This is a genomic window from Polaromonas sp. P1_E3 (assembly GCF_056405935.1).
The window spans coordinates 1-22,144 of sequence record NZ_JBFUBD010000001.1 but is presented as its reverse complement, the minus strand read 5'-3'; the positions used below and the strand labels follow the sequence as shown (position 1 = coordinate 22,144).

General features: G+C 62.5%; 18 protein-coding genes and 1 riboswitch. Of the genes, 11 read left to right on the top strand and 7 right to left on the bottom strand.

Annotated features, from left to right (window positions below):
- Nucleotides 1-101: 101 nt before the first annotated feature.
- Nucleotides 102-2,885 (bottom strand): methionine synthase, encoded by a 2,784-nt coding sequence (gene metH / locus AC1D0Z_RS00090; protein ID WP_477656207.1) that lies wholly within the window; start codon nucleotides 2,883-2,885, stop codon nucleotides 102-104.
- Between the two features lie 51 nt (nucleotides 2,886-2,936).
- Nucleotides 2,937-3,031, bottom strand: a riboswitch (S-adenosyl-L-homocysteine riboswitch).
- A 92-nt stretch (nucleotides 3,032-3,123) separates the two neighbouring features.
- Here metH and AC1D0Z_RS00085 point away from each other — a divergent pair.
- On the top strand, nucleotides 3,124-3,732 hold the full coding sequence (locus AC1D0Z_RS00085; protein ID WP_477656206.1) for a cyclic nucleotide-binding domain-containing protein: 609 nt from the start codon (nucleotides 3,124-3,126) through the stop codon (nucleotides 3,730-3,732).
- A gap of 51 nt (nucleotides 3,733-3,783) precedes the next feature.
- Here AC1D0Z_RS00085 and AC1D0Z_RS00080 read toward each other — a convergent pair whose 3' ends face one another.
- Complete coding sequence (locus AC1D0Z_RS00080; RefSeq protein ID WP_477656205.1) at nucleotides 3,784-4,767, bottom strand: Bug family tripartite tricarboxylate transporter substrate binding protein; 984 nt, start codon at nucleotides 4,765-4,767, stop codon at nucleotides 3,784-3,786.
- A 251-nt stretch (nucleotides 4,768-5,018) separates the two neighbouring features.
- Complete coding sequence (locus AC1D0Z_RS00075) at nucleotides 5,019-6,065, bottom strand: homocysteine S-methyltransferase family protein (protein WP_477656204.1); 1,047 nt, start codon at nucleotides 6,063-6,065, stop codon at nucleotides 5,019-5,021.
- Between the two features lie 180 nt (nucleotides 6,066-6,245).
- Between AC1D0Z_RS00075 and AC1D0Z_RS00070 the strand changes: the two genes are divergently transcribed.
- Nucleotides 6,246-6,638 (top strand): rhodanese-like domain-containing protein, encoded by a 393-nt coding sequence (locus tag AC1D0Z_RS00070; RefSeq protein ID WP_477656203.1) that lies wholly within the window; start codon nucleotides 6,246-6,248, stop codon nucleotides 6,636-6,638.
- Between the two features lie 119 nt (nucleotides 6,639-6,757).
- Nucleotides 6,758-8,650, top strand: coding sequence for a DNA helicase RecQ (gene recQ, locus AC1D0Z_RS00065; RefSeq protein ID WP_477656202.1), 1,893 nt, complete (start codon nucleotides 6,758-6,760; stop codon nucleotides 8,648-8,650).
- 46 nt (nucleotides 8,651-8,696) lie between these two features.
- Here recQ and AC1D0Z_RS00060 read toward each other — a convergent pair whose 3' ends face one another.
- Together AC1D0Z_RS00060 and AC1D0Z_RS00055 are read right to left on the bottom strand one after the other, a co-directional pair.
- A complete protein-coding gene (locus tag AC1D0Z_RS00060; protein ID WP_477656292.1) occupies nucleotides 8,697-9,731 on the bottom strand; it encodes a glycosyltransferase family 2 protein in 1,035 nt (344 codons plus the stop codon).
- Nucleotides 9,721-10,233, bottom strand: coding sequence for a serine O-acetyltransferase (locus tag AC1D0Z_RS00055; protein WP_477656201.1), 513 nt, complete (start codon nucleotides 10,231-10,233; stop codon nucleotides 9,721-9,723). Before AC1D0Z_RS00055 ends, AC1D0Z_RS00060 begins: the two co-directional genes overlap by 11 nt.
- Before the next feature lie 337 nt (nucleotides 10,234-10,570).
- Here AC1D0Z_RS00055 and AC1D0Z_RS00050 point away from each other — a divergent pair, with 337 nt between their 5' ends.
- The 5 genes from AC1D0Z_RS00050 to AC1D0Z_RS00030 all read left to right on the top strand — a co-directional run bounded on the left by AC1D0Z_RS00050 (nucleotide 10,571) and on the right by AC1D0Z_RS00030 (nucleotide 15,537).
- Entirely contained in the window at nucleotides 10,571-11,545 is a 975-nt protein-coding gene (locus tag AC1D0Z_RS00050) for an amino acid ABC transporter substrate-binding protein (protein ID WP_477647031.1), read from the top strand.
- A gap of 85 nt (nucleotides 11,546-11,630) precedes the next feature.
- Entirely contained in the window at nucleotides 11,631-12,833 is a 1,203-nt protein-coding gene (locus AC1D0Z_RS00045) for an amino acid ABC transporter permease (RefSeq protein ID WP_477656200.1), read from the top strand.
- Nucleotide 12,834: 1 nt separating this feature from the next.
- Nucleotides 12,835-13,938: an amino acid ABC transporter permease gene (locus AC1D0Z_RS00040; RefSeq protein ID WP_477656199.1), complete on the top strand. Its 1,104-nt coding sequence runs from the start codon at nucleotides 12,835-12,837 to the stop codon at nucleotides 13,936-13,938.
- 17 nt (nucleotides 13,939-13,955) lie between these two features.
- A complete protein-coding gene (locus tag AC1D0Z_RS00035) occupies nucleotides 13,956-14,699 on the top strand; it encodes an amino acid ABC transporter ATP-binding protein (RefSeq protein ID WP_477656198.1) in 744 nt (247 codons plus the stop codon).
- 4 nt (nucleotides 14,700-14,703) lie between these two features.
- Complete coding sequence (locus AC1D0Z_RS00030; protein ID WP_477656197.1) at nucleotides 14,704-15,537, top strand: class II glutamine amidotransferase; 834 nt, start codon at nucleotides 14,704-14,706, stop codon at nucleotides 15,535-15,537.
- A gap of 81 nt (nucleotides 15,538-15,618) precedes the next feature.
- Here the strand turns inward: AC1D0Z_RS00030 and AC1D0Z_RS00025 are convergent, their stop codons facing one another.
- Nucleotides 15,619-17,982: an ATP-binding protein gene (locus tag AC1D0Z_RS00025; protein WP_477656196.1), complete on the bottom strand. Its 2,364-nt coding sequence runs from the start codon at nucleotides 17,980-17,982 to the stop codon at nucleotides 15,619-15,621.
- Nucleotides 17,983-18,232: 250 nt separating this feature from the next.
- On the opposite strand from AC1D0Z_RS00025, the gene AC1D0Z_RS00020 reads away from it, so the two are divergent.
- Entirely contained in the window at nucleotides 18,233-19,435 is a 1,203-nt protein-coding gene (locus AC1D0Z_RS00020) for a threonine ammonia-lyase (protein ID WP_477656195.1), read from the top strand.
- Nucleotides 19,436-19,498: 63 nt separating this feature from the next.
- On the opposite strand, the gene AC1D0Z_RS00015 is transcribed toward AC1D0Z_RS00020, so the two are convergent.
- Nucleotides 19,499-19,987, bottom strand: coding sequence for a glycine zipper family protein (locus tag AC1D0Z_RS00015; protein ID WP_477656194.1), 489 nt, complete (start codon nucleotides 19,985-19,987; stop codon nucleotides 19,499-19,501).
- A 119-nt stretch (nucleotides 19,988-20,106) separates the two neighbouring features.
- On the opposite strand from AC1D0Z_RS00015, the gene AC1D0Z_RS00010 reads away from it, so the two are divergent.
- Together AC1D0Z_RS00010 and AC1D0Z_RS00005 are read left to right on the top strand one after the other, a co-directional pair.
- On the top strand, nucleotides 20,107-20,274 hold the full coding sequence (locus tag AC1D0Z_RS00010) for a hypothetical protein (RefSeq protein ID WP_477656193.1): 168 nt from the start codon (nucleotides 20,107-20,109) through the stop codon (nucleotides 20,272-20,274).
- Between the two features lie 567 nt (nucleotides 20,275-20,841).
- On the top strand, nucleotides 20,842-22,144 hold a 1,303-nt coding region (locus AC1D0Z_RS00005; protein ID WP_477656192.1), incomplete at its 3' end, for a phosphoenolpyruvate carboxykinase (GTP).

Below are 22,144 nucleotides of genomic sequence, written 5' to 3'. Positions count from 1 at the left end.
TTTATGTAAACGAAGGTGATTCTCCGGCAAAGTCGCCGTAAACGCGAATTGCCACGGTGGCCCTGAACTGCTCACGGCCTGCGCCGGCCGTGAGCCGGCTTTCAGAGATTGGGCGCCAGCAGGCGTTGCAACGCTTCGGCCTTGAGGCCGCGCCGCTTGGCCAGGTCCTGCAGCTGGTCGTCGCCGATCTTGCCCACATTGAAATAGGTGCTCTCGGGGTGGCTCAGGTAAAAGCCGCTGACGCTGGCGGCCGGCGTCATGGCCAGGCTTTCAGTCAGGGCCATGCCGATTTCTTCGGCCTTGAGCAGCTCGAACATCTCTTTCTTGACGCTATGGTCCGGACAGGCCGGGTAGCCGGGCGCGGGGCGTATGCCTTGGTATTTTTCGGCGATCAACGCCTCGCTGTCCAGGGACTCGGCGGGCGCGTAGCCCCACAAATCCTTGCGTACCCGCTGGTGGAGGCATTCGGCAAAGGCCTCGGCCAGGCGGTCGGCCAGCGCCTTGAGCATGATAGATGAGTAGTCGTCATGGTCGTCGAGGAAGTACTTTTCCTTTTTCTCGGCGCCTATGCCGGCGGTCACGGCGAAGACGCCGATGTAGTCCGGGAGATTCTGGTCTTTTTGGCCTGCAGCACCCGCAGGGCGGGCGCCACCAGCCATCAATTCAGGAGCAAGTATTTTTGGCGCCACAAAATCAGCCAAGCAGCGGCTCGGGCGCATCACGCCGTCGATTGCGGTTTTTTCGGTCTGCTGGCGCAGGCCATACCAGGTCATGGCGACTTCACTGCGCGATTCGTCCGTGTAAATCTCAATGTCGTCGCCCACGCTGTTGGCGGGATAAAGGGCCATCACGCCGTTGGCGGTGAGCCAGCGGCCTTCGATCAGGCGCTTGAGCATGCGCTGGGCGTCGGCATACACACGCACGGCCTCGGTGCCCACCACCTCGTCTTTCAGGATCGCCGGGAAGGGCCCGGCCAGGTCCCAGGTCTGGAAGAAAGGGCCCCAGTCGATGAACTGCGCGAGCTCGGCCAGGTCGAAGTTCTTGAAGACGCGCCGGCCGATGAATTTCGGCACGGGCGGTGTGTAGTGGGCCCAATCGATGGACGTAGCGTTGGCACGCGCCTTGGCCAGCGGCCACATCGGCACCTGCTTTTTGTTGGCGTGCTGGGTACGCACCTTGTCATAGTCGGTGTAGAGCTCATCGATGTATTTGGCGGCCTGGTCGGACAGCAGGCTCTGCGCCACGCTCACGCTGCGGGACGCGTCGGGCACGTAAACCACCGGCCCTTCGTAGTGCGGCGAAATCTTGACGGCCGTGTGCACGCGGCTGGTGGTAGCGCCGCCAATGAGGAGCGGAATCTTCCTGATGCGGAAGTGGTCGTCCTTTTGCATCTCGGCCGCCACGTACTGCATTTCTTCCAGGCTGGGGGTAATGAGGCCTGAGAGGCCGACGATGTCGGCGCCCTCGACCTTGGCGCGCGCCAATATTTCATGGCAGGGCACCATCACGCCCATGTTGACGACTTCAAAGTTGTTGCACTGCAGGACCACGGTCACGATGTTCTTGCCGATGTCGTGCACATCACCCTTGACGGTGGCGATGATGATCTTGCCCTTGGTCTTGACGTCGCCGCCTGCGGCTTCGAGCAGCAGCTTTTCGGCCTCGATGTAGGGCAGCAAATGCGCCACGGCCTGCTTCATCACGCGGGCGCTTTTGACCACCTGGGGCAAAAACATCTTGCCCTGGCCAAACAGGTCGCCGACGACATTCATGCCGTCCATCAGCGGGCCTTCGATGACGTGCAGCGGCCTGCCGCCTTCGGCCAGGATTTCCTGATACACCTCTTCGGTGTCGGTCACGATGTGCTCGTTCATGCCATGCACCAGTGCATGCGACAGACGCTGACGCACCGGCAATGCGCGCCATTCGTTTTTCTTGCTGTCGTCCCTGGCGCCGCTTTTTGCGGTTTCGGCCACTTCAATCAGGCGCTCGCTGGGCGTGAGTTCAGGCTCGCCAGGCTTGTAGACCGGGGTGCGGTTCAGCACCACGTCTTCAACACGCTCGCGCAGCACCGGGTCAAGGTCGTCGTAGACACCGACCATTCCCGCGTTGACGATACCCATGTCCATGCCGGCCTGGATCGCGTGGTACAGGAACACCGTGTGGATGGCTTCGCGCACCGGGTCGTTGCCGCGAAAGCTGAAGGACACGTTGGACACGCCGCCCGAGACCTTGGCGCCGGGCAGGTTCTGCTTGATCCAGCGTGTGGCGTTGATGAAGTCGACCGCGTAGTTGTTGTGCTCTTCGATGCCGGTGGCAATCGCAAAGATGTTGGGGTCAAAGATGATGTCCTCAGGCGGGAAATCCAGTTCGTCGACCAGTACGCGGTAGGCGCGCTCGCAGATTTCGACCTTGCGCTCGTAGGTGTCGGCCTGGCCTTTTTCATCGAAGGCCATCACCACGGCCGCCGCGCCATAGCGCTTGAGCAGCTTGGCCTGCTGCTTGAAGGGCTCCAGGCCCTCTTTCATCGAGATCGAATTGACGATGCCCTTGCCCTGGATACAGCGCAGGCCGGCTTCGATGACGCTCCACTTGGAGCTGTCGATCATGATGGGTACGCGGGCGATGTCTGGCTCGCTGGCGATCAGGTTCAGGAAACGCACCATGGCGGCCTGGCTGTCCAGCATGGCCTCGTCCATGTTGATGTCGATGATCTGGGCGCCGTTTTCGACCTGCTGGCGGGCCACGGCCAGAGCCTGTTCATATTCACCATTCAGAATCATGCGGGCAAACGCCTTGGATCCGGTGACGTTGGTGCGCTCGCCGATGTTGACGAACAGCGTACCCGCGCCAATGGCGACCGGCTCCAGGCCGGACAGCTTCATGGGAGGAACAAAGGATAAAGATTCAGTTTCAGACACGGACTCACCTTGAGGCAAAGGTGAGCGTCGTTGCTTCAGGGGCCGTCAAAAGCCGTCCTGTAACCCAAGCCTGACGAACGCTTGTGTTCGCTGCAACGCTCCTTGGGTTACCATCATTTTAAGGGCTGAACGCGGCCCGCGCCATATCCTGGCGCCAATGGCCAGAGATACCAGCAAAGTCCAAGGGATAGCGGGAGCCACCATGCTTGAAAACCTGTTCGGTAGAAAACAGAAGGGAACGCCCGATGCGCCCGAGTCCATGCGTCCCAAAGACCGCATGCGGGCCATTGAAGGCTCCAGCACGGCCGAACTCGCCGCCAGGCTGTTGATTGCGCCCACGGCCCTGATGCAGCTCACCCTTGAAGAGGCTTTTACCGTCGTCAGCTACATGATGCCGCGCAGGATTGCCGAGGGAACGACCTTCATCCGCGAAGGCGACAAGAGCGATACCGGTTATATGGTGCTGCTGCTCGAAGGCGAAGTCACGGTCGAAAGCATTGTGGTCAGCCGCCGCACGCCGGTCACCATCACGGTACTGGGTCCCGGCAGCCTGATCGGCGAGATGGGCCTGGTCGACGGCCAGGCACGGCTGGCCTCATGCACCGCCAGCAGCGACGTGAGCTGCGCCGTGCTGTCGCGCGCAGCGCTCGAAAAAATGGGGGAAAAGGAACCCGTCACCGCGGCCAAACTGATGTTTGCCGTCTCGCTGCGCATCGCCGAACGGCTGCGCGATACCAGTGAGAAACTCAGGATGTACAGCCAGCTGGTGCAAGCCATGCAGCAGGAGATCGACCGGCTGATGCCGGGCTGATTTACCGGCAAAACCCGAAAAGGCGCCGGGAACCGGCGCCCTTTCCAGGTTTTAGTCGAGCTTGATTTTGGCGACCTTGATCAGGCGCCCATAGTCGGCGTGCTCCTTCATCACCATATAGGCAAAGTCGGCAGAGCTCATGGGACTGGGCGTCGCGCTCATGCGGGCGAACTTTTCCGCAGTATCGGGGGTATTGAGCGCATCAGCAAAGGCACGCTGAAGCTGGTCCGCCGTGGCTTTCGGAAGGTTGGCGGGGCCAAAAATACCAAACCAGGTGCTGATGTGAAAGCCAGGCAACACGTCATTGATGGTGGGGATTTCCGTGAAACTGCTGGAGCGGTTGATGGTCGTCACGCCGAAGGCGACCAGCTTGCCGGACTTGATGTTGGCGCTGGCGGATGCCAGGTTGTCAAACATCAGGTCGGTCTGGCCGGACAGCAGGCCAGCCTGCGCCTGGGCAGAGCCGCTTGAAGGCAGGTGCACCACGCTGATCTTGGCCAGGCTTTTGAACAGCTCACCTGCGAGGTGGCCGGCGCTCCCGTTGCCGCCGGAGGCATAGTTCAGCCGGCCGGGGTTCTTGCGTGCGTACGCGATCAGGTCCTTGGTGTCCTTGATTTTCAGGCGTTTGGCCGTTTCGGCGTTCATGACCAGCACGTTCGGCACGCGCGCCACCAACGTGATGGGCGTGAAATCCTTCAATGCGTCATAGGGCATGTTCGGGTAGAGCCAGGGGTTGATGGCATGCGTGGCCACCGCGCCCATCACGAGCGTGTGCCCGTCTGCAGGCGCCTTGGCGACGAAGGCGGCACCCACGTTGCCGCCGGATCCCGGCCGGTTGTCAACCGTGACTTCAGTCTTGAGCAAGGGGCGCAGCTTCTCGGCCAGGATGCGTGCGGCATTGTCCAGGGGGCCGCCGGCCGGATAGGGAACGACGATCGTCACCGGTTTTTGGGACGACAGTTGCGCATGGCCCGCGAAAGCCGCCATTGCCAACGTGAATGCCGCTGCGGCCTTGATGAATAAACCCACCTTCATGATTTCCTTAGTTTGTTGTGTTGCGTTGTTGTGTTGCTTTGTTTTAGCCAGGCCGTCAGCGTTGCATAGCGCTACACCGGCATCAGAGCCGGCCTGGCAAAGGGGCCTGACTATAGCCGCTAAATATGACATTCAAGGGGCGCCCTCAGAGATGCCATTGATATGCATACTTATTGATTACAGGACAAGGAGGGAGCCGGCTTCTTCAGCAGCCGGCGGGCGCCACGAGGGTGACGCCGGCAGCGCTGCCCTCAGGCAGCTTCCTTGTAGAAAGCGCCGCGCTGCAGGGAGCGGCTGGCGACCGGCGCCACCGCGTGGGCGATGGCGCCGATATGGTCCGGCGTGGTGCCGCAGCAACCGCCCACGATATTGACAAGGCCTTCCTCGGCAAACTCGCGCAGCAGGCGTGAAGTCACATCAGGGGTCTCGTCAAAACCGGTGTCGCTCATGGGATTGGGCAGCCCGGCATTGGGGTAGCAGCTGATGAAGGTGTCGCCGGCCACGCGGGCCAGCTCCTGGATGTAAGGGCGCATCAGGGTGGCACCCAGTGCGCAGTTCAGGCCGATCGCCAGCGGTGCGGCATGGCGCACGCTGTGCCAGAAGGCCGTCACCGTCTGGCCGCTCAGGATGCGCCCAGAGGCGTCCGTCACGGTGCCGCTGATGATCAGGGGCAGGCGCTCGCCGGAGTTGTCGAAATATTCGTCGATGGCGAACAGCGCCGCCTTGGCGTTAAGCGTGTCGAAGATGGTCTCGACCAGCAGCACGTCACTGCCGCCCTTGACCAGCGCTTCGGTCTGCTCGTAATACGCCTTGCGCAGTTCTTCAAAGCTGGTGTTGCGCGCGCCCGGATCGTTCACGTCGGGGCTGATGCTGGCTGTCTTGGGTGTGGGGCCGAGGGCACCGACCACAAAACGCGGTTTGTCGGGCGTCGAAAACTTGTCGCAGGCAGCGCGCGCGATGCGGGCCGACTCGTAATTCATCTCGATCGCCAGGTCGGCCATGTCGTAGTCGGCCTGGGCCACCGTGGTCGCACCGAAGGTATTGGTTTCAATCATGTCGGCGCCCGCTGCCAGGTAACCCTCATGGATGTCCTGGATCACGTCGGGACGCGTCAGGCTCAGCAACTCGTTGTTGCCCTTCACGTCCTTGTGGAAGTCCTTGAAGCGCTCACCCCGGTACTGGGCCTCATTGAGCTTGAAGCGCTGGATCATGGTGCCCATGGCGCCGTCAAGGATGGCAATGCGTTGTTCCAGGATGGCCGGCAGTTGTTGCCCGCGGGTGTAGGTGATTGGCTTCATGGCCCCGATTTTAAGGCGCGGCAGCTTTTTCAGCAGACTTCGATGGGTTCTCTTCAACCAACAGGGGCCGCGGAACCGGCTTTGCCGGGCCGCAGGCGCAGCGCCCCCTTGGGGGGCAGCGCATTACACGAAGTGAAAAGCGTGGGGGCGTTAGACGACAATAGGGGTATTGCGCCCATCATGAAAAACTTTCAACCCAAAGAAGCCTGGACCTGGCTGCAGGCACATCCCGACGCGCTGTTTGTGGACGTCCGCATGGAAATCGAGTCGCTGTACGTCGGGCGCCCACAGGGCGTGGTCAACGTGCCGTGGTACGAATACCCCGACCTGCAGCCGGACGCACAGAAATTTGCCGATGCCGTGGCGCGTGAAGCCTCCAGCAAGGCACAACCGGTACTGCTGATCTGCCGCTCAGGCAAACGCACGCTGGACGCCGGCAAGGCGCTGGAAGCAGCCGGCTTTTCGGATGTCCAGCATGTGGTGCACGGCTTTGAGGGCGAGCTGGACGAGCAGTTTCAGCGCTCCACGCTTTCCGGCTGGCGGTTTGACGGTTTGCCCTGGGAGCAGATGTAGCCGGTCTCTACCCGCTATTTATGCATCAAAAAGGCCTCCAACCCTTATGCATCCAGCGCAAGCAGCTCCTATTTTCATAGCATCCATTTTTTACCGCGCCGACTTTCCGGCTTAACACTTTGTCTTCACTGCCCATCTCCGCGCCTCTGCCGACACCCCTGGACGTGCTCAGCCGGGTTTTTGGCTACGACAGCTTCCGCGGCCCTCAGGAGGCCATCGTGGACCATGTGGTGCGCGGTGGCGATGCCCTGGTGCTGATGCCCACCGGCGGCGGCAAATCGCTGTGCTACCAGATCCCGGCCATCGTGCGGCAGAACGCCGGCCATGGCGTCACGGTGGTGATCTCACCGCTTATCGCACTGATGCATGACCAGGTCGGCGCCCTGCATGAGGCCGGCGTGTCCGCTGCGTTTTTAAACTCGACGCAAAGCTTCGAGGAAAGCAGCCAGCTTGAAAAGCAGCTGCTGCGCAACGAGCTGACACTGCTTTACGCGGCGCCCGAGCGCATCAACACGCCGCGCATGAAGGGCCTGCTCGGCTCCCTGCATGAGCGCGGCCTGCTCAGCCTGTTTGCGATCGACGAAGCGCACTGCGTGAGCCAGTGGGGCCACGACTTCCGGCCCGAGTACCGGTCATTGAGCCTGCTGCACGAAACCTTCCCGGACGTGCCGCGTATCGYCCTGACAGCCACGGCCGATGCCCTGACACGGCAGGACATGATCGAGCGGCTCAAGCTGGGAGATGCCCGCGCGTTTGTCAGCAGCTTTGACCGGCCGAACATCCGCTACACCATCGTCGAAAAAACCGACGCCACGCGCCAGTTGCTGCGTTTTATTGAAAGCGAACACGCCGGAGAAGCCGGCATTGTGTATTGCCAGTCGCGCAAACGCGTGGAAGAAATTGCCGAGGCCCTGCAGGACGCCGGCCTCAAGGCCATGGCCTACCATGCCGGCCTGGACAGCGCGCTGCGCCAGCAGCGGCAAGACCGCTTCCTGCGCGAAGAAGGCATGGTGATGGTCGCGACGATTGCCTTCGGCATGGGCATCGACAAACCCGATGTGCGTTTTGTCGCGCACCTGGACATGCCGAAAAACATCGAAGGTTATTACCAGGAGACAGGCCGCGCCGGCCGCGATGGCCTGCCCGCCAACGCCTGGATGACGTACGGCCTGCAGGATGTGGTGAACCAGCGCCGCATGATTGACACCAGCGAAGCTGCCAGCGAGGAGTTCAAGCAGGTCATGCGCGGCAAGCTCGACGCCCTGCTGACGCTGGCCGAGGACACACGCTGCCGGCGCGTCAGCTTGCTGGGTTATTTCGGCGAAGACAGCCAGCCCTGCGGGAATTGCGACAACTGCCTGAATCCCCCTGCAGTCTGGGATGCCACCGAAGCCGCACGCAAGATGCTCAGCTGCATTTACCGTGTGCAGCAGGCCAGCGGCATCAGCTTTGGCGCCGGCCACCTGATGGACATCCTGCGGGGCAAAACCACCGAAAAAGTCTTGCAGTATGGCCACGACAAGCTCAGCACCTTCGGCATTGGCGCCGACCTGGCCGAAGTGCAATGGCGCGGCGTGTTGCGCCAGTTGATCGCCAAAGGCATGGTGCGGGTCGACCCCGACGCCTTCAACACGCTGCAGCTGCTGCCCGATGCGCGCCAGGTGCTCAAGGGCGAGGTCAGCGTGATGCTGCGCGAACAGTCAGCCGGTGCCGGTGAGCGGCGTAAAGGCAGCGCGAAAAAAGGCACCAAGACCTCGGCCAAAGGCATGGCCGAAGCCTCGCTCAACGCCGGTGCGCTGGAGCGCCTGGGCCGCCTGAAAGCCTGGCGCGCCGAAGTTGCGCGCGAACATAACCTGCCGGCCTTCGTGATTTTTCACGATGCCACCTTGCGCGCCATTGCCGAACGAGCACCGCAAGACATCGCCGGCCTCGAAGGCATCAGCGGGATCGGCGTCAAAAAACTCGAGGCTTACGGGGCAGAGGTGCTGCGCGTCTGCGCCGCGGCGGCTTAGTCCTCGCAAGCCAATAGCAGTTCCCGCGCGCCGCCCGCCGGGCCGCTTAAGTTGCGCCAGACGTATTACGGATTTCAACACTGTCTATGGCGGCCCGCGCAGGGCGCTGCGGCGTCAACAACCCGCGTACCAGGCCAGCGGCGTTAAAGCACCACGACACGACCGAGAACACAGCCTTGGTGGCGCTGCGCTTTCGCCATGTCATCAACAAAAGAGGTGCCGCTGCAATGCAGGAGAAGACCCCGATGCGCGCTGTCCACGGCAGCGGGACCAACAGAACAGCGAGCAAAACAGCCCACCAGGCCAGCACGGCAACATACAGCCGCAACTCCCGCACCCGCGTCAGCACCAGCCCCAGGTGGGACTGTCCCCAGGCCGCACGCAGCAGTTCACCCAGGCCACAGATGTAGCGGCTGCGCCAGCGGCGCACCAGCAATTGGTAAGGAGGCGCATCGTGGCCATGATGCCGCACGGAATCGACGTCCAGGCGCCACAGCTTCCAGCCTCTGGCATGCAGGCGCATGGCGAGGTCGAACTCTTCATAGCTGTGCAGGTTGCGGTCCGAAAAATACCCGGCCTGTTCCACCGCCGCCCTGCGGTACAGACCGCCCATGTCCAGCCGGTCCACGCTGCCTGCCTGCATATGGCCCAACCCGCGCTCCACGCGCGCCACGTACTCCAGGCTGCTGGTATTCATTTCAACCACCTGTCCGCCGACCCCGGCCACGTCGGGGTGGGCCTGCATGAATGCCAGCGCCTGCGGCAAAAACGCGGGCAGCATTTCCATGTCGCCGTCCAGGATGTACACGAACTCGCCCGCCGAATGCTGGTACCCCAGCTGGGGGCCGACGCCGCAGCAGCGTTCATCGGCGCGCACCAGCTGCACGATGCGGATGGGATAGGCAGCAGCCAGCGCCACGGTGCGGTCGCTCGAACAGGAATCGGCAAGCACCACCTCGCCACCCACCATCTGGACGGCAGCGAGCGCACTTTCAACCGCGGCGACGATGCGCTTTTCCTCGTTCAGGGCCTTGATGACAATGCTGACCCTGCAAGGCGTTTTGCTGGTTTCAGGAAGCATTGTCACGGCCCCTCAAAATAATGCGGGCCGGCACACCCACTGCCAGGGCGCCGTCGGGAACGTCCGTGATCACCACCGCATTGGCGCCGATATCGACGTCATCGCCGATCCGGACGGCGCCCAGGATCTTTGCGCCGGCGCCGATGTTCACACGATTGCCGATATGCGGCGCCTCCAGGGGCCTGTCCATGCGCTGGTTACCGATGGTGACCCCCTGGCGGATGATGCAGTCGTCACCGATCACGGCTTTGCCGTGCACCACAATCGCGCCGGAATGTTCTATGACGAGGCGTCTTCCGATCCGGGCCGAGACGCCGATCGTGACGCCGCAGAACATTTCGGCCAGCTTGGCCAGCACCAGGTGCAGGGCGCCCAGCGGGTAGCGCACCAGCCTGGACTGAAACCGGTAGCGCAGGTGCCCCAAGCGGTATACCTGCAGCGCCCAGAAGCCCAGGGACAGGACGCCTTCCTGCGCCACACGCAAGTCTTCAAGAAAAGCCATGGTTATTGCGCCTTCATCACAAACGCCACCAAACATCGCCGGGACAGCAACTCACCTCAGACCCGGCAAAAATACGGAACAGCACAGAGCCGGCGGCGCAAGATCCATACCATTAGTCCGTTCGGACTTGCGCATGAGCCTGTTCACCCGGGTGAGGGTTGCCAAAGCCTGTAAGGGCTTGCCCCTAGAGAGGCGCGCCATAGTTGCGCTAGCATCCGCCATTGGCATGGTTCGTGCTGATGTCGACCTACTTATTGACTGGAGAATCCCCGTGATCAAACTCGTAAAGAAACATGGACTTGTCGCCCTTGCAGCGGCCGGCCTCACTGTTGCGGCCATGGCACCCGCCCACGCCGGCAAGACACTGGATGCCATCAAGGCACGGGGCCAGGTCATCTGCGGCGTGAACGTCGGGCTGGCGGGTTTTTCCTCAGCGGACAGCAACGGCGCCTGGACCGGGCTCGACGTGGACGTCTGCAAAGCCGTCGCTGCCAGCGTGCTGGGCGACGCCAGCAAGATCAAGTGGGTTCCCCTGAACGCCCAGCAGCGCTTTACCGCCCTGCAGTCCGGCGAAGTGGACGTCCTGTCGCGCAACACCACCTTCTCGCTGACGCGCGACGCCTCCCTGGGCCTGCACATGACCGCCGTCACTTACTACGACGGCCAGGGCTTCATGGTGCCGGTGAAAAGCAAGATCAAAAGTGCCAAGCAGCTGAAAAACGCCACCGTCTGCGTGCAGTCCGGAACCACCACGGAAAAAAACCTGACGGACTTCTCCAAGGCCAACAACCTGAACATGAAGCCCGTGGTGTTTGAGAAGCAGGAAGCCGTCAATGCCGCCTATTTCTCGGGCCGTTGCCAGGCTTACACCACGGATGCATCCGGCCTGGCCTCGGTGCGCAACAAGGAAGCCAAGGTTCCCGCCGACCACCTGATCCTGCCCGAGCTGATCTCCAAGGAGCCGCTGGGCCCCATGGTGCGCCGCGGTGACGACGAATGGTTCGCCATTGTCAAATGGGTGATCTATGGCCTCATTGAAGCTGAAGAATACGGCGTGACCCAGGCCAACGTCGATGCCATGACCAAGGAAAGCAAGGACCCTGTAGTCATGCGCCTGACCGGCAGCGGCGAGGACACCGGCAAGTTGCTGGGCCTGGACAAGGAATGGCTGGTTCGCGCCGTCAAGGCCGTCGGCAACTACGGTGAAATCTTCGAGCGCAACGTCGGCCCCAAGACCCCCCTGGCACTGCCGCGCGGCCAGAACAACCAGTGGAACAAGGGCGGCCAGATGTACGCCATGCCGGTGCGCTGAACGACTTATTCCGATGCGCTGAACGCAACGGGCCGCTCGCAACCATCCGTTGACGAGCGGCCCGTTTTACTTGGGTAACCGCCTTATGTCCGAGCATTCCCTGATTCCCGCGCGGCCGGCGCCGGCGCTGCGGCGTAGAGTTTTTTCCTGGCGCAGCAAGCAGGCACGCGCCCTGGTGTACCAGGTCCTTGCCGTCAGCCTGATCGTCTTCCTCGTGTGGCTGCTCGTGAGCAACACCATGAGCAACATGAAGACGCGCGGCATCCAGAGCGGCTTTGATTTTCTGTTTCAGCCCGCCGGTTTTGACATCGGCGAAGGCTGGCTGAACTACGACTCCATCGACCCCTACTGGAAAGCCTTCCTCGTGGGGCTGGTGAACACGCTGCGCGTGGCCGTGGTGGGCATCGTGCTCACGTCGGTGCTGGGCACCCTGCTGGGCGTGGGGCGCTTTTCGCGAAACGCCCTGATCCGCGGCCTGTGCTATGGCTATATCGAGATGTTCCGCAACATCCCGGTGCTATTGCAGCTGCTGATGTGGTACCTGCTGTTCACCGAATACCTGCCTGCCATCGACCAGGCCCTGCACATCGGCAGCCTGGTGTACATCAGCAAGAACGGCCTGTCTTACCCCTTCCCGGTGTGGCACCTCGGGCAAACATTGGCCGTGCTCGGCATGGCGGCCGGTGGTGTGGCAGGCTTTGTGTACGCGCGCCGGGCACGCCGCCACTTTGACCAGACCGGCCATGCGCGGCCCGTGTTGTGGGTGGTGCTGGCATTGGTCGTAGCCGGGGCAATCCTGGGCTGGCTGGCCGGGGGCGCGCCTTCCGAATGGAACCTGCCGAAGCTGACGGAAACCCAGGTGGAAGGCGGTGGCGCGCTGTCGCCTGAATACCTGGCGGTGCTGCTCGGGCTGGTGCTCTACACCTCGGCGTTTGTGGCAGAGGTAGTCCGCGCAGGCATTGCGTCGGTCTCGCTGGGCCAGCACGAGGCCAGCGCGTCATTGGGACTTTCGCGCGGGCATTCCATGCGCCTGGTGGTGCTGCCCCAGGCGCTCAGGGTCATCATCCCGCCGCTGACCAACCAGTACCTGAACCTCACCAAAAATTCGTCCCTGGCCGTTGCCGTGGGCTACCCCGACCTTGTGTCGATTGCGAACACCTCTCTCAACCAGACCGGCCGCGCCGTCGAATGCATTGCCATCATCATGCTGATCTACCTCACCACATCGCTGGCCACCTCGGCGCTGATGAACTGGTTCAACAGCCGCGCCGCCATCAAGGAACGCTGACATGAACCAGACCTTTGTTCCCGTCGCGCCACGCCCCGCCCCCGTCAAGATGGAGGGTTTTGGTCCCTGGCTGCGCAACAACCTGTTTTCCAGCATCGGCAACGCCCTGGTGTCGGTAGGGGTCATCGCCCTGTTGCTCTGGGCGGCCTCATCGGCCCTCCGGTGGGCGGTGTTCAATGCCGTGACCGTTGCCGACGCGGATGCCTGCCAGGCCGCACGCGGCATCGGCGCCTGCTGGGGTGTGATCAACGAGAAAGCCCGCATCATCCTGCTGGGGCGCTACCCGCTGACCGAGCACTGGCGCCCCGAGCTGGCCACTTTCTTATTGCTGGGCCTGGTGGTGGCCAGCTGCAGCCGCTGGTTCTGGAGACCCTGGCTCGCCCTGATCTGGGTGGTGGTGCTCGCGGCTTTTTTTACGCTCATGAGCGGCGGCGTACTCGGTCTTTCCAAGGTTTCGACCGACCAGTGGGGCGGCCTGCCGCTGACTGTCATGCTGACCGTGATCTCCATGACGATTGCCTTCCCGATTGCGGTGGCGGTGGCGCTGGGGCGGCGCTCCAACATGCCTGCCATCAAGACGCTGTGCGTCATCTACGTCGAGCTGATCCGTGGCGTTCCGCTGATCTCGGTCCTCTTCATGGCCAGCTTCATGTTTCCGCTGTTCATGCCCATCGGCAAGTCGCCCGACGTGCTGATCCGCGTGATCGTTGGCATTACGTTGTTTGCCGCGGCCTACATGGCGGAGATTGTCCGCGGCGGTTTGCAGTCCCTCTCCAAAGGGCAGGCTGAAGCCGCCGCCAGCCTGGGCCTGGGCTACTGGCAGACACAGATCAAGATTGTCCTGCCGCAGGCCCTGGGCGCCGTGGTGCCCAGCATAATGAACAACTTCATTTCGCTGTTCAAGGACACCTCCCTCGTGACCATCGTGTCGCTTTATGAGCTCACCGGCGCCCTGTCGCTGGCTGTCGGTTCCGACCCGAACTGGCGGCCGTTCAAGATTGAGGCTTACCTCTTTATCGCCGCGATTTACTTCACCTGCTGCTTCGCCATGTCTCGCTACAGCCTCTGGATCGAGCGGCGGCTGGCTGTGGGCAAGGCCCGCTGACAAAAACAAGGACCCCCATGAGCGACCCCATCATCCGCTTTGACAAAGTCAACAAATGGTATGGCAATAATTTCCACGTGCTGCGCGACCTGCAGCTGGACGTGCGGCAGGGCGAGCGCCTGGTGATCTGCGGGCCTTCCGGCTCGGGCAAATCCACGATGATCCGCTGCATCAATGCGCTGGAGGACTACCAGGAAGGCACGCTCACCGTGGCCGGCTCGGTTCTCGGTGACGACGTCAAGACCATCGACGCCGTGCGCCGCCAGGTCGGGATGGTGTTTCAGCAGTTCAACCTGTTCCCGCACCTGACCGTGCTTGAAAACCTGACCCTGTCGCCCACCTGGGTGGCGGGCCTCTCCAAAAAGGAAGCTACGGAGCGCGCCATGCACCAGCTCGAGCGCGTGCGCATCGCCGAGCAGGCGCAGAAGTACCCCCTCCAGTTGTCGGGCGGCCAGCAGCAACGCGTGGCGATTGCACGCGCGCTGTGCCTCACGCCCAAGATCATGCTGTTTGACGAGCCGACCTCCGCACTGGACCCTGAAATGATCAAGGAAGTGCTGGATGTGATGATCTCCCTTGCCGAGCAGGGAATGACCATGCTGTGCGTGACGCACGAGATGGGCTTCGCCAAGGCGGCAGCTGACCGCGTGATCTTCATGGACCAGGGCCAGATCGTCGAGCAGAACACGCCGGCGGACTTCTTCAACCACCCACAGACCGACCGGGCGAAGGATTTCCTCTCCAAGATTCTGGGGCACTGAAAATATGTGCCAGCTCCTCGGGATGAATGCCGCCAAACCCGCCGACCTTCGTTTTTCTTTCACCGGTTTTGCCGCCCGCGGCGGCTTGACGGACCACCATGGCGACGGCTTCGGGATTGGATTTTTTGAAGACAAGGCCTGCCGCATTTTTATGGACAGCCAGCCCGCAGCCACTTCGCCTGTGGCGGAGCTGCTCAAAAGCTACGCCATCAAGTCCTGCAATGTCGTGTCCCATATCCGCAAGGCGACGCAGGGCGATCCGCAGCGCCTTGAAAACTGCCATCCATTCACCCGTGAACTCTGGGGCCGGCACTGGCTGTTCGCCCACAATGGCGACCTGATCGATTATTTTCCAGCCCTGGGCGGTAACTACCAGTCCGTTGGCACTACCGACAGCGAGCGTGCCTTTTGCGCCTTGATGGAAAAGCTCAAGGCCATCAGCCCGCGCGAACCCTGCTCACTGGACACCGTGTTTGACACCCTGTGCAGCATGAGCGAAGGCACGGGCGAGTACGGCGTATTCAACTACCTCCTCTCCAACGGCCAGGCCCTGTTTGCGCACTGCTCCACACGGCTTTATTACCTGGTGCGGGAATGGCCGTTTTCACACGCCAAGCTCGTGGATGCCGACCTGAGCATCGACTTTGCACAGACCAATGTCCAGGAAGACCGGCTGTGCGTTGTCGCCACCCAGCCCCTGACGCTCAATGAAGACTGGCAGCAGCTGCAGCCTGGGCAGCTGCTGTGGATTGAAGGGGGCCGCATCGTACGGCAAGCGCAGCTGAAGGTTAGCGAAGACGTGCGGCGCAAAAACGAAGCCAACCTGGCCTGCGTATAAGAATCAAGCCACAGACCAATAGCCACGCGCGCAACCAGCTATCTTTTTTATAGCGCACCCTGCAAATCAGAGGCGCCACGCCTATTGCATGAATCCCATGGAGCGCGCTTCCCGCACCTCAGGCTTGATGCGGTGTTCGGCCTCCAGTTGGGCCAGGAATTCCTCGCTGGAAAATTCCGCCGCAAGAATATCGACCTGGCGTTTCACAGCCGCAAAATCGCCCGGGCAAAGCTGCGTCAGTTTGCCGAGCCTCTCCCGCAGCGGCGCCGTGAGCCGGCCGGCGTCGCCTGCGAGCGCTTCGGTGACGAACATCGCCTCCCGCTGCGCATGCGTCAGCGGCATGAATTTGATCTTGAAAGTGAAACGCCGCAGCGCCGCCTGGTCCAGGCTTTCGAGCAGGTTGGTCGTGCAGATGAAGATGCCCGCATGGCGCTCCATGCCCTGCAGCATCTCGTTGACTTCGGTCACCTCGTAAGTACGCTGGGCGCCTCGCCTGTCCTGCAGGAAGCTGTCCGCCTCGTCCAGCAGCAGCACGGCCTTTTCCGCCTCGGCCTCGCGAAACATCGCCGCCATGTTCTGTTCGGTCTCTCCGACATACTTGCTCATCAGGTCGCTGGCCTGTTTGATGATGAGCGGCAGGTCCAGCGCCTTCGCGATGTGCTCGGCCAGCGCGGTTTTACCGGTGCCGGGCGGGCCATAAAAGCACAGGCTGCCGTGGCTTCGGCTTTTCAGCGCCTCGACGATGCGCGGCACCTCGAACCGGGATTCGACGTTGAGCATGGACAGGTCATAGGTGGTCGCGTTGCGCCGGCCTGAAGCCTCGGCCCGGTTGCCCAATGCCACGTCGGCGTTTTTGAGCTGGCGCTCGATCAACGACTCCATCAGCAACGGCCTTCCGCCAGACAGGATGGCTTTCATGCCGTCAGCGTCGACCTGCGCGTCCACCGCGTCGTCGGGGGCACTGGCCAGCCGGGCGAACCGGACCGCCGTGCGTATCTGGGCCGGGGTCAGGCCTTTGCGGGCGGTCAGCTTGGCTACAAAAGCATCGCTGACCTCCACGCCTTCCAGGGTCTTGCGCACCAGGCCCTCGCGGGCGCCGGGCGGCGGCGACCGGAGCTCCAGATGGTAGGCAAAGCGCCGGCGAAAGGCGGGGTCGATCTGCTCGATGCGGTTGGTGACCCACAGGGTGGGCACGGTGTTGGACTCCAGGATCTGGTTAACCCAGGCCTTGCCGCTCACCGACCCGCTGGCGGGTACGGGCAACTGCTCGGAGCGCGCCATGAGTTGCGCGGCTTCGCTGGAAATCGGCGGAAACACATCCTCGACTTCGTCAAACAGCAAGGCGGAGTGCGTGCTGCCCTTCAGGAAGACCTGGGCGATCTGCAGCGAACGGTAACGGTCACGGCCACTCAGGGAATTGCCGTCGCGGTCGGCGTATTCGACTTCGAACAGGTCCAGGCCGGCGGCCTGCGCCACCACCTTGGCCAGCTCGGTCTTGCCGGTGCCGGGTGGTCCGTAAAGCAGCACATTGACGCCCTGCTCCTTGCCGGCCACCGCATTGCGCAGCAGCGACACCAGCACCTGGGCGTCCTCCTGCACGAAGGCAAAGTCGGCCAGGCCCAGGCTGCTGTGCGCGGCCGGCCGCGTGAACACCGCCATGAGTTCATTCTGGTCGCGGTATTCGCGCATCAGCACGGGCGGCAGCTTCTCGCTGACCTTCATCAGGTCGGCAAGGTCGGTGATGTTGTGCTCGGAGATCAGGTTCTCGACCATGCCGATGCGCTCCAGGCGCGAGCCGGCGCGCAGGGCTTCGGCAACCTCGGGCGCCTTCACCCCCGCCACATCGGCGATGGCGGCATAGGCCTCGGGCGCATTGTTAACCTTGAACTCCACCAGCAGCGAGCGCAGGTCACGCTGGTAGCGCGCCAGGGTTCCGTAAAGCAGCAGCGCACGCTCGGCGCGGTTGAGCTGCAGCAGGTTGGCCAGCGCATCGATGTTTTTTTCGACCAGCGTGGATTGTTTCTTGAGTGCCTGGGTCAGCCATTCGCCGGTGGCAGCCAGCACCGAGAGCAAATCCTTGGGCTGGTCCTTGGCGTGTTCATCAAGGTAGAAGAACAGCGTGCCTTCCTCATAGGGCCCGCGCCAGGCGCCGTGGCGCGCCATGAATTCGGCATCGGTCAGGTTTTCATGGCCGCGCCAGAACTCGTTGTCCTTGCAGCGGCGGCCGAGAAACTCGCGCAGCCGCTGCACGGCCGGCAGGGGCCAGACAAGGTGGCGGCCGGAAAGCGAAAGCAGGCTGTTGAGGTCGCGGCGCACATTGAACTTGGCACCCTGCCTTGCCGCCAGCGTCAGCACGAAATGCGAGCACATCAGGTCCAGCACCGGCGCTTCTTTCAGCCCGGGGGACAGCAGCCACTGCTGCTCGCTAACGGAACGCTTGCTCATGGACAAACCTCGCTTTGCAACTACACGGTTGGTAGACATGCCTGTGAGATACCTGTTTCAAGAACGCCGCCTCACCGACTGTGAACACCGCAGATGCGACATGGTTCAATGAGGCTCCACCATAACGCAGCTTGAAGCATCATGGAAGACGCTACTTGTACCCCCACGTGTGAAATGCGCCACACAAACTCCTGCGAAGATCAGGAAAGATGATCCCGCACAATCGCACCATAGCCCGCAGAGGAATTCCATGCTCAGTCTCCAGGATATAGAACAAGCCGCCCAGCGCCTGCAGGGCCACCTCCTCGACACGCCCTGCGTGGAGTCCAGGACGCTTTCCCAGCTGACAGGGGCGCAGATTTACCTGAAGTTCGAGAACCTGCAGTACACGGCATCCTTCAAGGAGCGCGGCGCCTGTAACAAATTGGCCCAGCTCTCGGCCGACGAACGGCGGCGCGGCGTGATCGCCATGAGTGCGGGCAACCATGCCCAGGGCGTGGCCTACCACGCTCAGCGCCTGGGCATACGGGCCGTGATCGTGATGCCGCGCTTCACGCCGGGCGTCAAGATCGAACGCACACGGGGGTTCRGCGCCGAGGTGGTGCTGCACGGCGATACCCTGGACGAATCCCGAGCCCATGCACTGACGCTCGCCGGGCGGGAGGGCCTGGTCTTTGTGCACCCTTACGATGACGAAGCCATCGTCGCGGGCCAGGGCACGGTGGGGCTGGAAATGCTGAAGACGCAACCCGACCTCGATGCGCTGGTCATTGCCGTGGGCGGCGGCGGCCTGATCGCCGGCATGGCCACGGCGGCCAAGGCACTCAAGCCCGGCATCGAAATCGTCGGCGTGCAAACCTCGCGCTTTCCCGGCATGGTCAATGCCATCAAGGGCACGAAACATCCCCAGGGCACGAGCACCATTGCCGAAGGCATTGCGGTGGGAACGCCGGGCATCATCCCGCAGGCCATCATCGCCAGGCTGGTCGACGACCTGGTGCTGGTGGATGAAGGCGATATCGAGCAGGCCATGGTCATGCTGCTTGAGATCGAGAAAACCCTGGTGGAAGGCGCCGGCGCGGCCGGCCTGGCGGCGCTGCTGAAATACCCGGGGCGTTTTGCCGGTAAAAAGATCGGCCTGGTGCTGTGCGGCGGCAATATCGACCCGCTGTTGCTCGCGGCCATCATCGAGCGCGGCATGGTGCGTGCCGGGCGCCTGGCGCGCATCAAGGTCAGCGTGCGCGACATTCCCGGTTCATTGGCGAAGATCACCGCCACCGTGGCCGACGCCGGCGCCAACATTGATGAGGTGCATCACCAGCGCGCCTTCACCATGCTGTCGGCCCAGAACGTGGAGATCGAGCTGGTGATCCAGACACGCGGGCGCGACCATATCCAGCAAGTGCTCGCGGCGCTGAACAGCGCAGACTTTGAAGCCACGGAGCAGCACTGAACGCTGCGGCGCACTGCTTCGCCCCACCGGTTCGTGCAGGCGTGCAGAACCGGCACTCCCGCGTCAGTTCCAGCCGATCACGTCAAAGCCTCTTTCGCTGAGGCAGCGCTGGACAAAGCTGCGGTAGGTGCTGTTGGGCCGGTCACTGTGAAAAGCGCCGGACACGGCGCCGGCAGAGCCGCCCACGGCGGCCCCCGCAGCGCCGGCCCGCACCACCCCTTCGCCGCCGCGCCCGGTGATCAACGCACCGACGGCGGAAGCGACGCCTGCGGTCGCAGCACCTTCACCGGCGCGCCGCCCCACCTCATTGGTGCTTTGCGTTGGCGAAAGCCCCGCCGTCGAAGCCCTCGACATGCAGGCATTGACCTCCGCCTGGCCTTGCGCGTCACCTACCCGCTGAAGGGTGGCATTCGGGTACAGCACGGGCCTGGCCGAGCCGCTTTGCGGCCCGCCGGAGGCGCAGGCCGACAGCACAAGCACGGCAGCAGCACTTGCGCATGCCGGGCGGAATGGTACAGAGAGCGTCACGGAGAACGGTGCAGAGAATTTCATGTGTTCCTTCCACAAAAATATCATGGCAAAGGGTACCGCAAACAGCGCATGACCCCCTTTGCCCGGAGGTGCTTCGAACAGGTAAAATCCTGCAAGATCTTCAAGTTTCAGGAATCACCATGTCCAGCCCCACAAGCCACACCACCAATGCCGCTCACGACACTGCCACGCCCGCCCAGGAAGCTGACGCCGTTGAGTCCATCGTCCCGATGATCCCGATCGTTCTGCCTGTTGTCGGCGGCGTGTTGATGTTCCTGCTGGCCTTTATTGCTGTCTACATGGCCTGAAGCCGGTTCTTCCGCCCCCCCAAAAAGTCCGCGCCACGCGGACTTTTTTGTTTCCGGCCCGCAACCGTGGCCATTTCCACCCGACGCATCGCACGCCTTCATCTCCATGCCCGGGTGTCCGGCGCCGCGTTGTTGCACATCCCCGCCCAGGCTGGCGATTGCCTCAAAACCTGTTTCGCCTATTCACTACCGTGAAGTCATGGGTGCCTGAACCGGTCGAAAGGTGATGCATAACCTCATGCTTGTTATGCATAACTTTTGCCTGTAACTTACAGGTAACTCACGCCGATCTTCTTAAAATGAATCGACCGGCCGACTCGCGGAAGATGAAAAAGCAGCGCCATCGCCCCGCTTTTTCAGCACAGCGCCGCAAGCACTCCTCTGGCTTGCGGCCCCGCCCGCCGACCGGGACCTGGTTGACACAGGGGACCTGAAAGCGTCTTGTCCGGGGCCATCCAGCGCCCGCACAAAAGAAGCCCAAGCCCTATTTCGGCAAACGTCATGGCAGCCGCTGGCGATCACGCGACGTTTTTCGAAATAACGCTTTTTAACTTTGGAGTTTTTTCGATGAACCATCCCGCGATGCAAGGGCTCAACCTCAATACGCCCCCCTACGTCAAAAATGCCAGGCTGATCGCCTGGGTCGCCGACATGGTGGCCCTGTGCAAGCCCGACAACATTTACTGGTGTGACGGCAGCGATGCTGAATACCAGCGCCTGTGCCAGCAACTGGTCGATGCCGGCACCTTCAAGAAACTCAACGAAGCCAAGCGCCCGAACAGCTTCCTGGCCTGCTCCGACCCCACCGACGTGGCCCGCGTGGAAGACCGCACCTTCATCTGCTCGGCCAAAAAAGAAGATGCCGGCCCAACCAACAACTGGATGGCACCCGCCGAGATGCGCAGCACGTTGCAGCCCCTCTTTGACGGCTGCATGAAAGGCCGCACCATGTATGTGGTGCCTTTCAGCATGGGCCCGCTCGGCTCACCCATCGCGCACATCGGCATTGAGCTCTCCGACAGCCCCTACGTGGCCGTCAACATGAAGATCATGACGCGCATGGGCAAGGCCGTGTTTGACGTGCTGGGCGTCAGCGGCGAATTTGTGCCCTGCGTGCATACCGTGGGCGCACCGCTGGCCGAAGGCCAGAAAGACGTGAAATGGCCTTGCAACAAGACCAAATACATCGTGCATTACCCCGAGACGCGCGAGATCTGGTCGTATGGCTCCGGCTACGGCGGCAATGCGCTGCTGGGCAAAAAGTGCTTTGCGCTGCGCATCGCCTCCAACATGGGCCGTGCGGCGTCGCAAGACGGCTCCGGCAACCCTGGCTGGCTGGCCGAGCACATGCTCATCCTCGGCGTGACCTCCCCCGAAGGCAAGAAGTACCACGTCGCGGCGGCGTTTCCGTCGGCCTGCGGCAAGACCAATTTTTCGATGCTGGTGCCGCCGGCTGGCTTTGAAGGCTGGAAAGTCACAACCATCGGCGACGACATCGCCTGGATCAAACCCGGCAAGGACGGCCGCCTTTACGCGATCAACCCGGAAGCCGGTTACTTCGGCGTGGCCCCGGGTACCAACATGCTGACCAATCCCAACTGCCTGCGCAGCCTGGACCGCGATGTGATCTTCACCAACGTCGGCCTGACCGACGACGGCGACGTCTGGTGGGAAGGCATGGAGCAGGACGCCCCCGGCAAGGCATTGCCGGCGCACCTGATCGACTGGCAAGGCAAGGACTGGACGCCGCAAATCGCGAAGGAAACCGGTGCCAAGGCCGCCCACCCCAATTCGCGCTTTACCGTGGCCGCCACCAACAACCCGGCGCTGGACCCGGCCTGGAACCCCGGCGCTGGACCCGGCCTGGAAC

What these genes read in the sequence shown, in the direction of transcription:
- AC1D0Z_RS00045 (WP_477656200.1), top strand. Translation starts at nt 11,631, where the DNA reads ATGTCCGAGCATTCCCTGATTCCCGCGCGGCCGGCGCCGGCGCTGCGG.
- AC1D0Z_RS00040 (WP_477656199.1), top strand. Translation starts at nt 12,835, where the DNA reads ATGAACCAGACCTTTGTTCCCGTCGCGCCACGCCCCGCCCCCGTCAAG.
- AC1D0Z_RS00055 (WP_477656201.1), bottom strand. Translation starts at nt 10,233, where the DNA reads ATGGCTTTTCTTGAAGACTTGCGTGTGGCGCAGGAAGGCGTCCTGTCC.
- AC1D0Z_RS00075 (WP_477656204.1), bottom strand. Translation starts at nt 6,065, where the DNA reads ATGAAGCCAATCACCTACACCCGCGGGCAACAACTGCCGGCCATCCTG.
- AC1D0Z_RS00085 (WP_477656206.1), top strand. Translation starts at nt 3,124, where the DNA reads ATGCTTGAAAACCTGTTCGGTAGAAAACAGAAGGGAACGCCCGATGCG.
- metH (WP_477656207.1), bottom strand. Translation starts at nt 2,885, where the DNA reads ATGAAGCTGTCCGGCCTGGAGCCGGTCGCCATTGGCGCGGGTACGCTG.
- AC1D0Z_RS00080 (WP_477656205.1), bottom strand. Translation starts at nt 4,767, where the DNA reads ATGAAGGTGGGTTTATTCATCAAGGCCGCAGCGGCATTCACGTTGGCA.
- AC1D0Z_RS00035 (WP_477656198.1), top strand. Translation starts at nt 13,956, where the DNA reads ATGAGCGACCCCATCATCCGCTTTGACAAAGTCAACAAATGGTATGGC.
- AC1D0Z_RS00060 (WP_477656292.1), bottom strand. Translation starts at nt 9,731, where the DNA reads ATGCTTCCTGAAACCAGCAAAACGCCTTGCAGGGTCAGCATTGTCATC.
- AC1D0Z_RS00050 (WP_477647031.1), top strand. Translation starts at nt 10,571, where the DNA reads ATGGCACCCGCCCACGCCGGCAAGACACTGGATGCCATCAAGGCACGG.
- AC1D0Z_RS00010 (WP_477656193.1), top strand. Translation starts at nt 20,107, where the DNA reads ATGTCCAGCCCCACAAGCCACACCACCAATGCCGCTCACGACACTGCC.
- AC1D0Z_RS00070 (WP_477656203.1), top strand. Translation starts at nt 6,246, where the DNA reads ATGAAAAACTTTCAACCCAAAGAAGCCTGGACCTGGCTGCAGGCACAT.
- AC1D0Z_RS00025 (WP_477656196.1), bottom strand. Translation starts at nt 17,982, where the DNA reads ATGAGCAAGCGTTCCGTTAGCGAGCAGCAGTGGCTGCTGTCCCCCGGG.
- AC1D0Z_RS00030 (WP_477656197.1), top strand. Translation starts at nt 14,704, where the DNA reads ATGTGCCAGCTCCTCGGGATGAATGCCGCCAAACCCGCCGACCTTCGT.
- AC1D0Z_RS00015 (WP_477656194.1), bottom strand. Translation starts at nt 19,987, where the DNA reads ATGAAATTCTCTGCACCGTTCTCCGTGACGCTCTCTGTACCATTCCGC.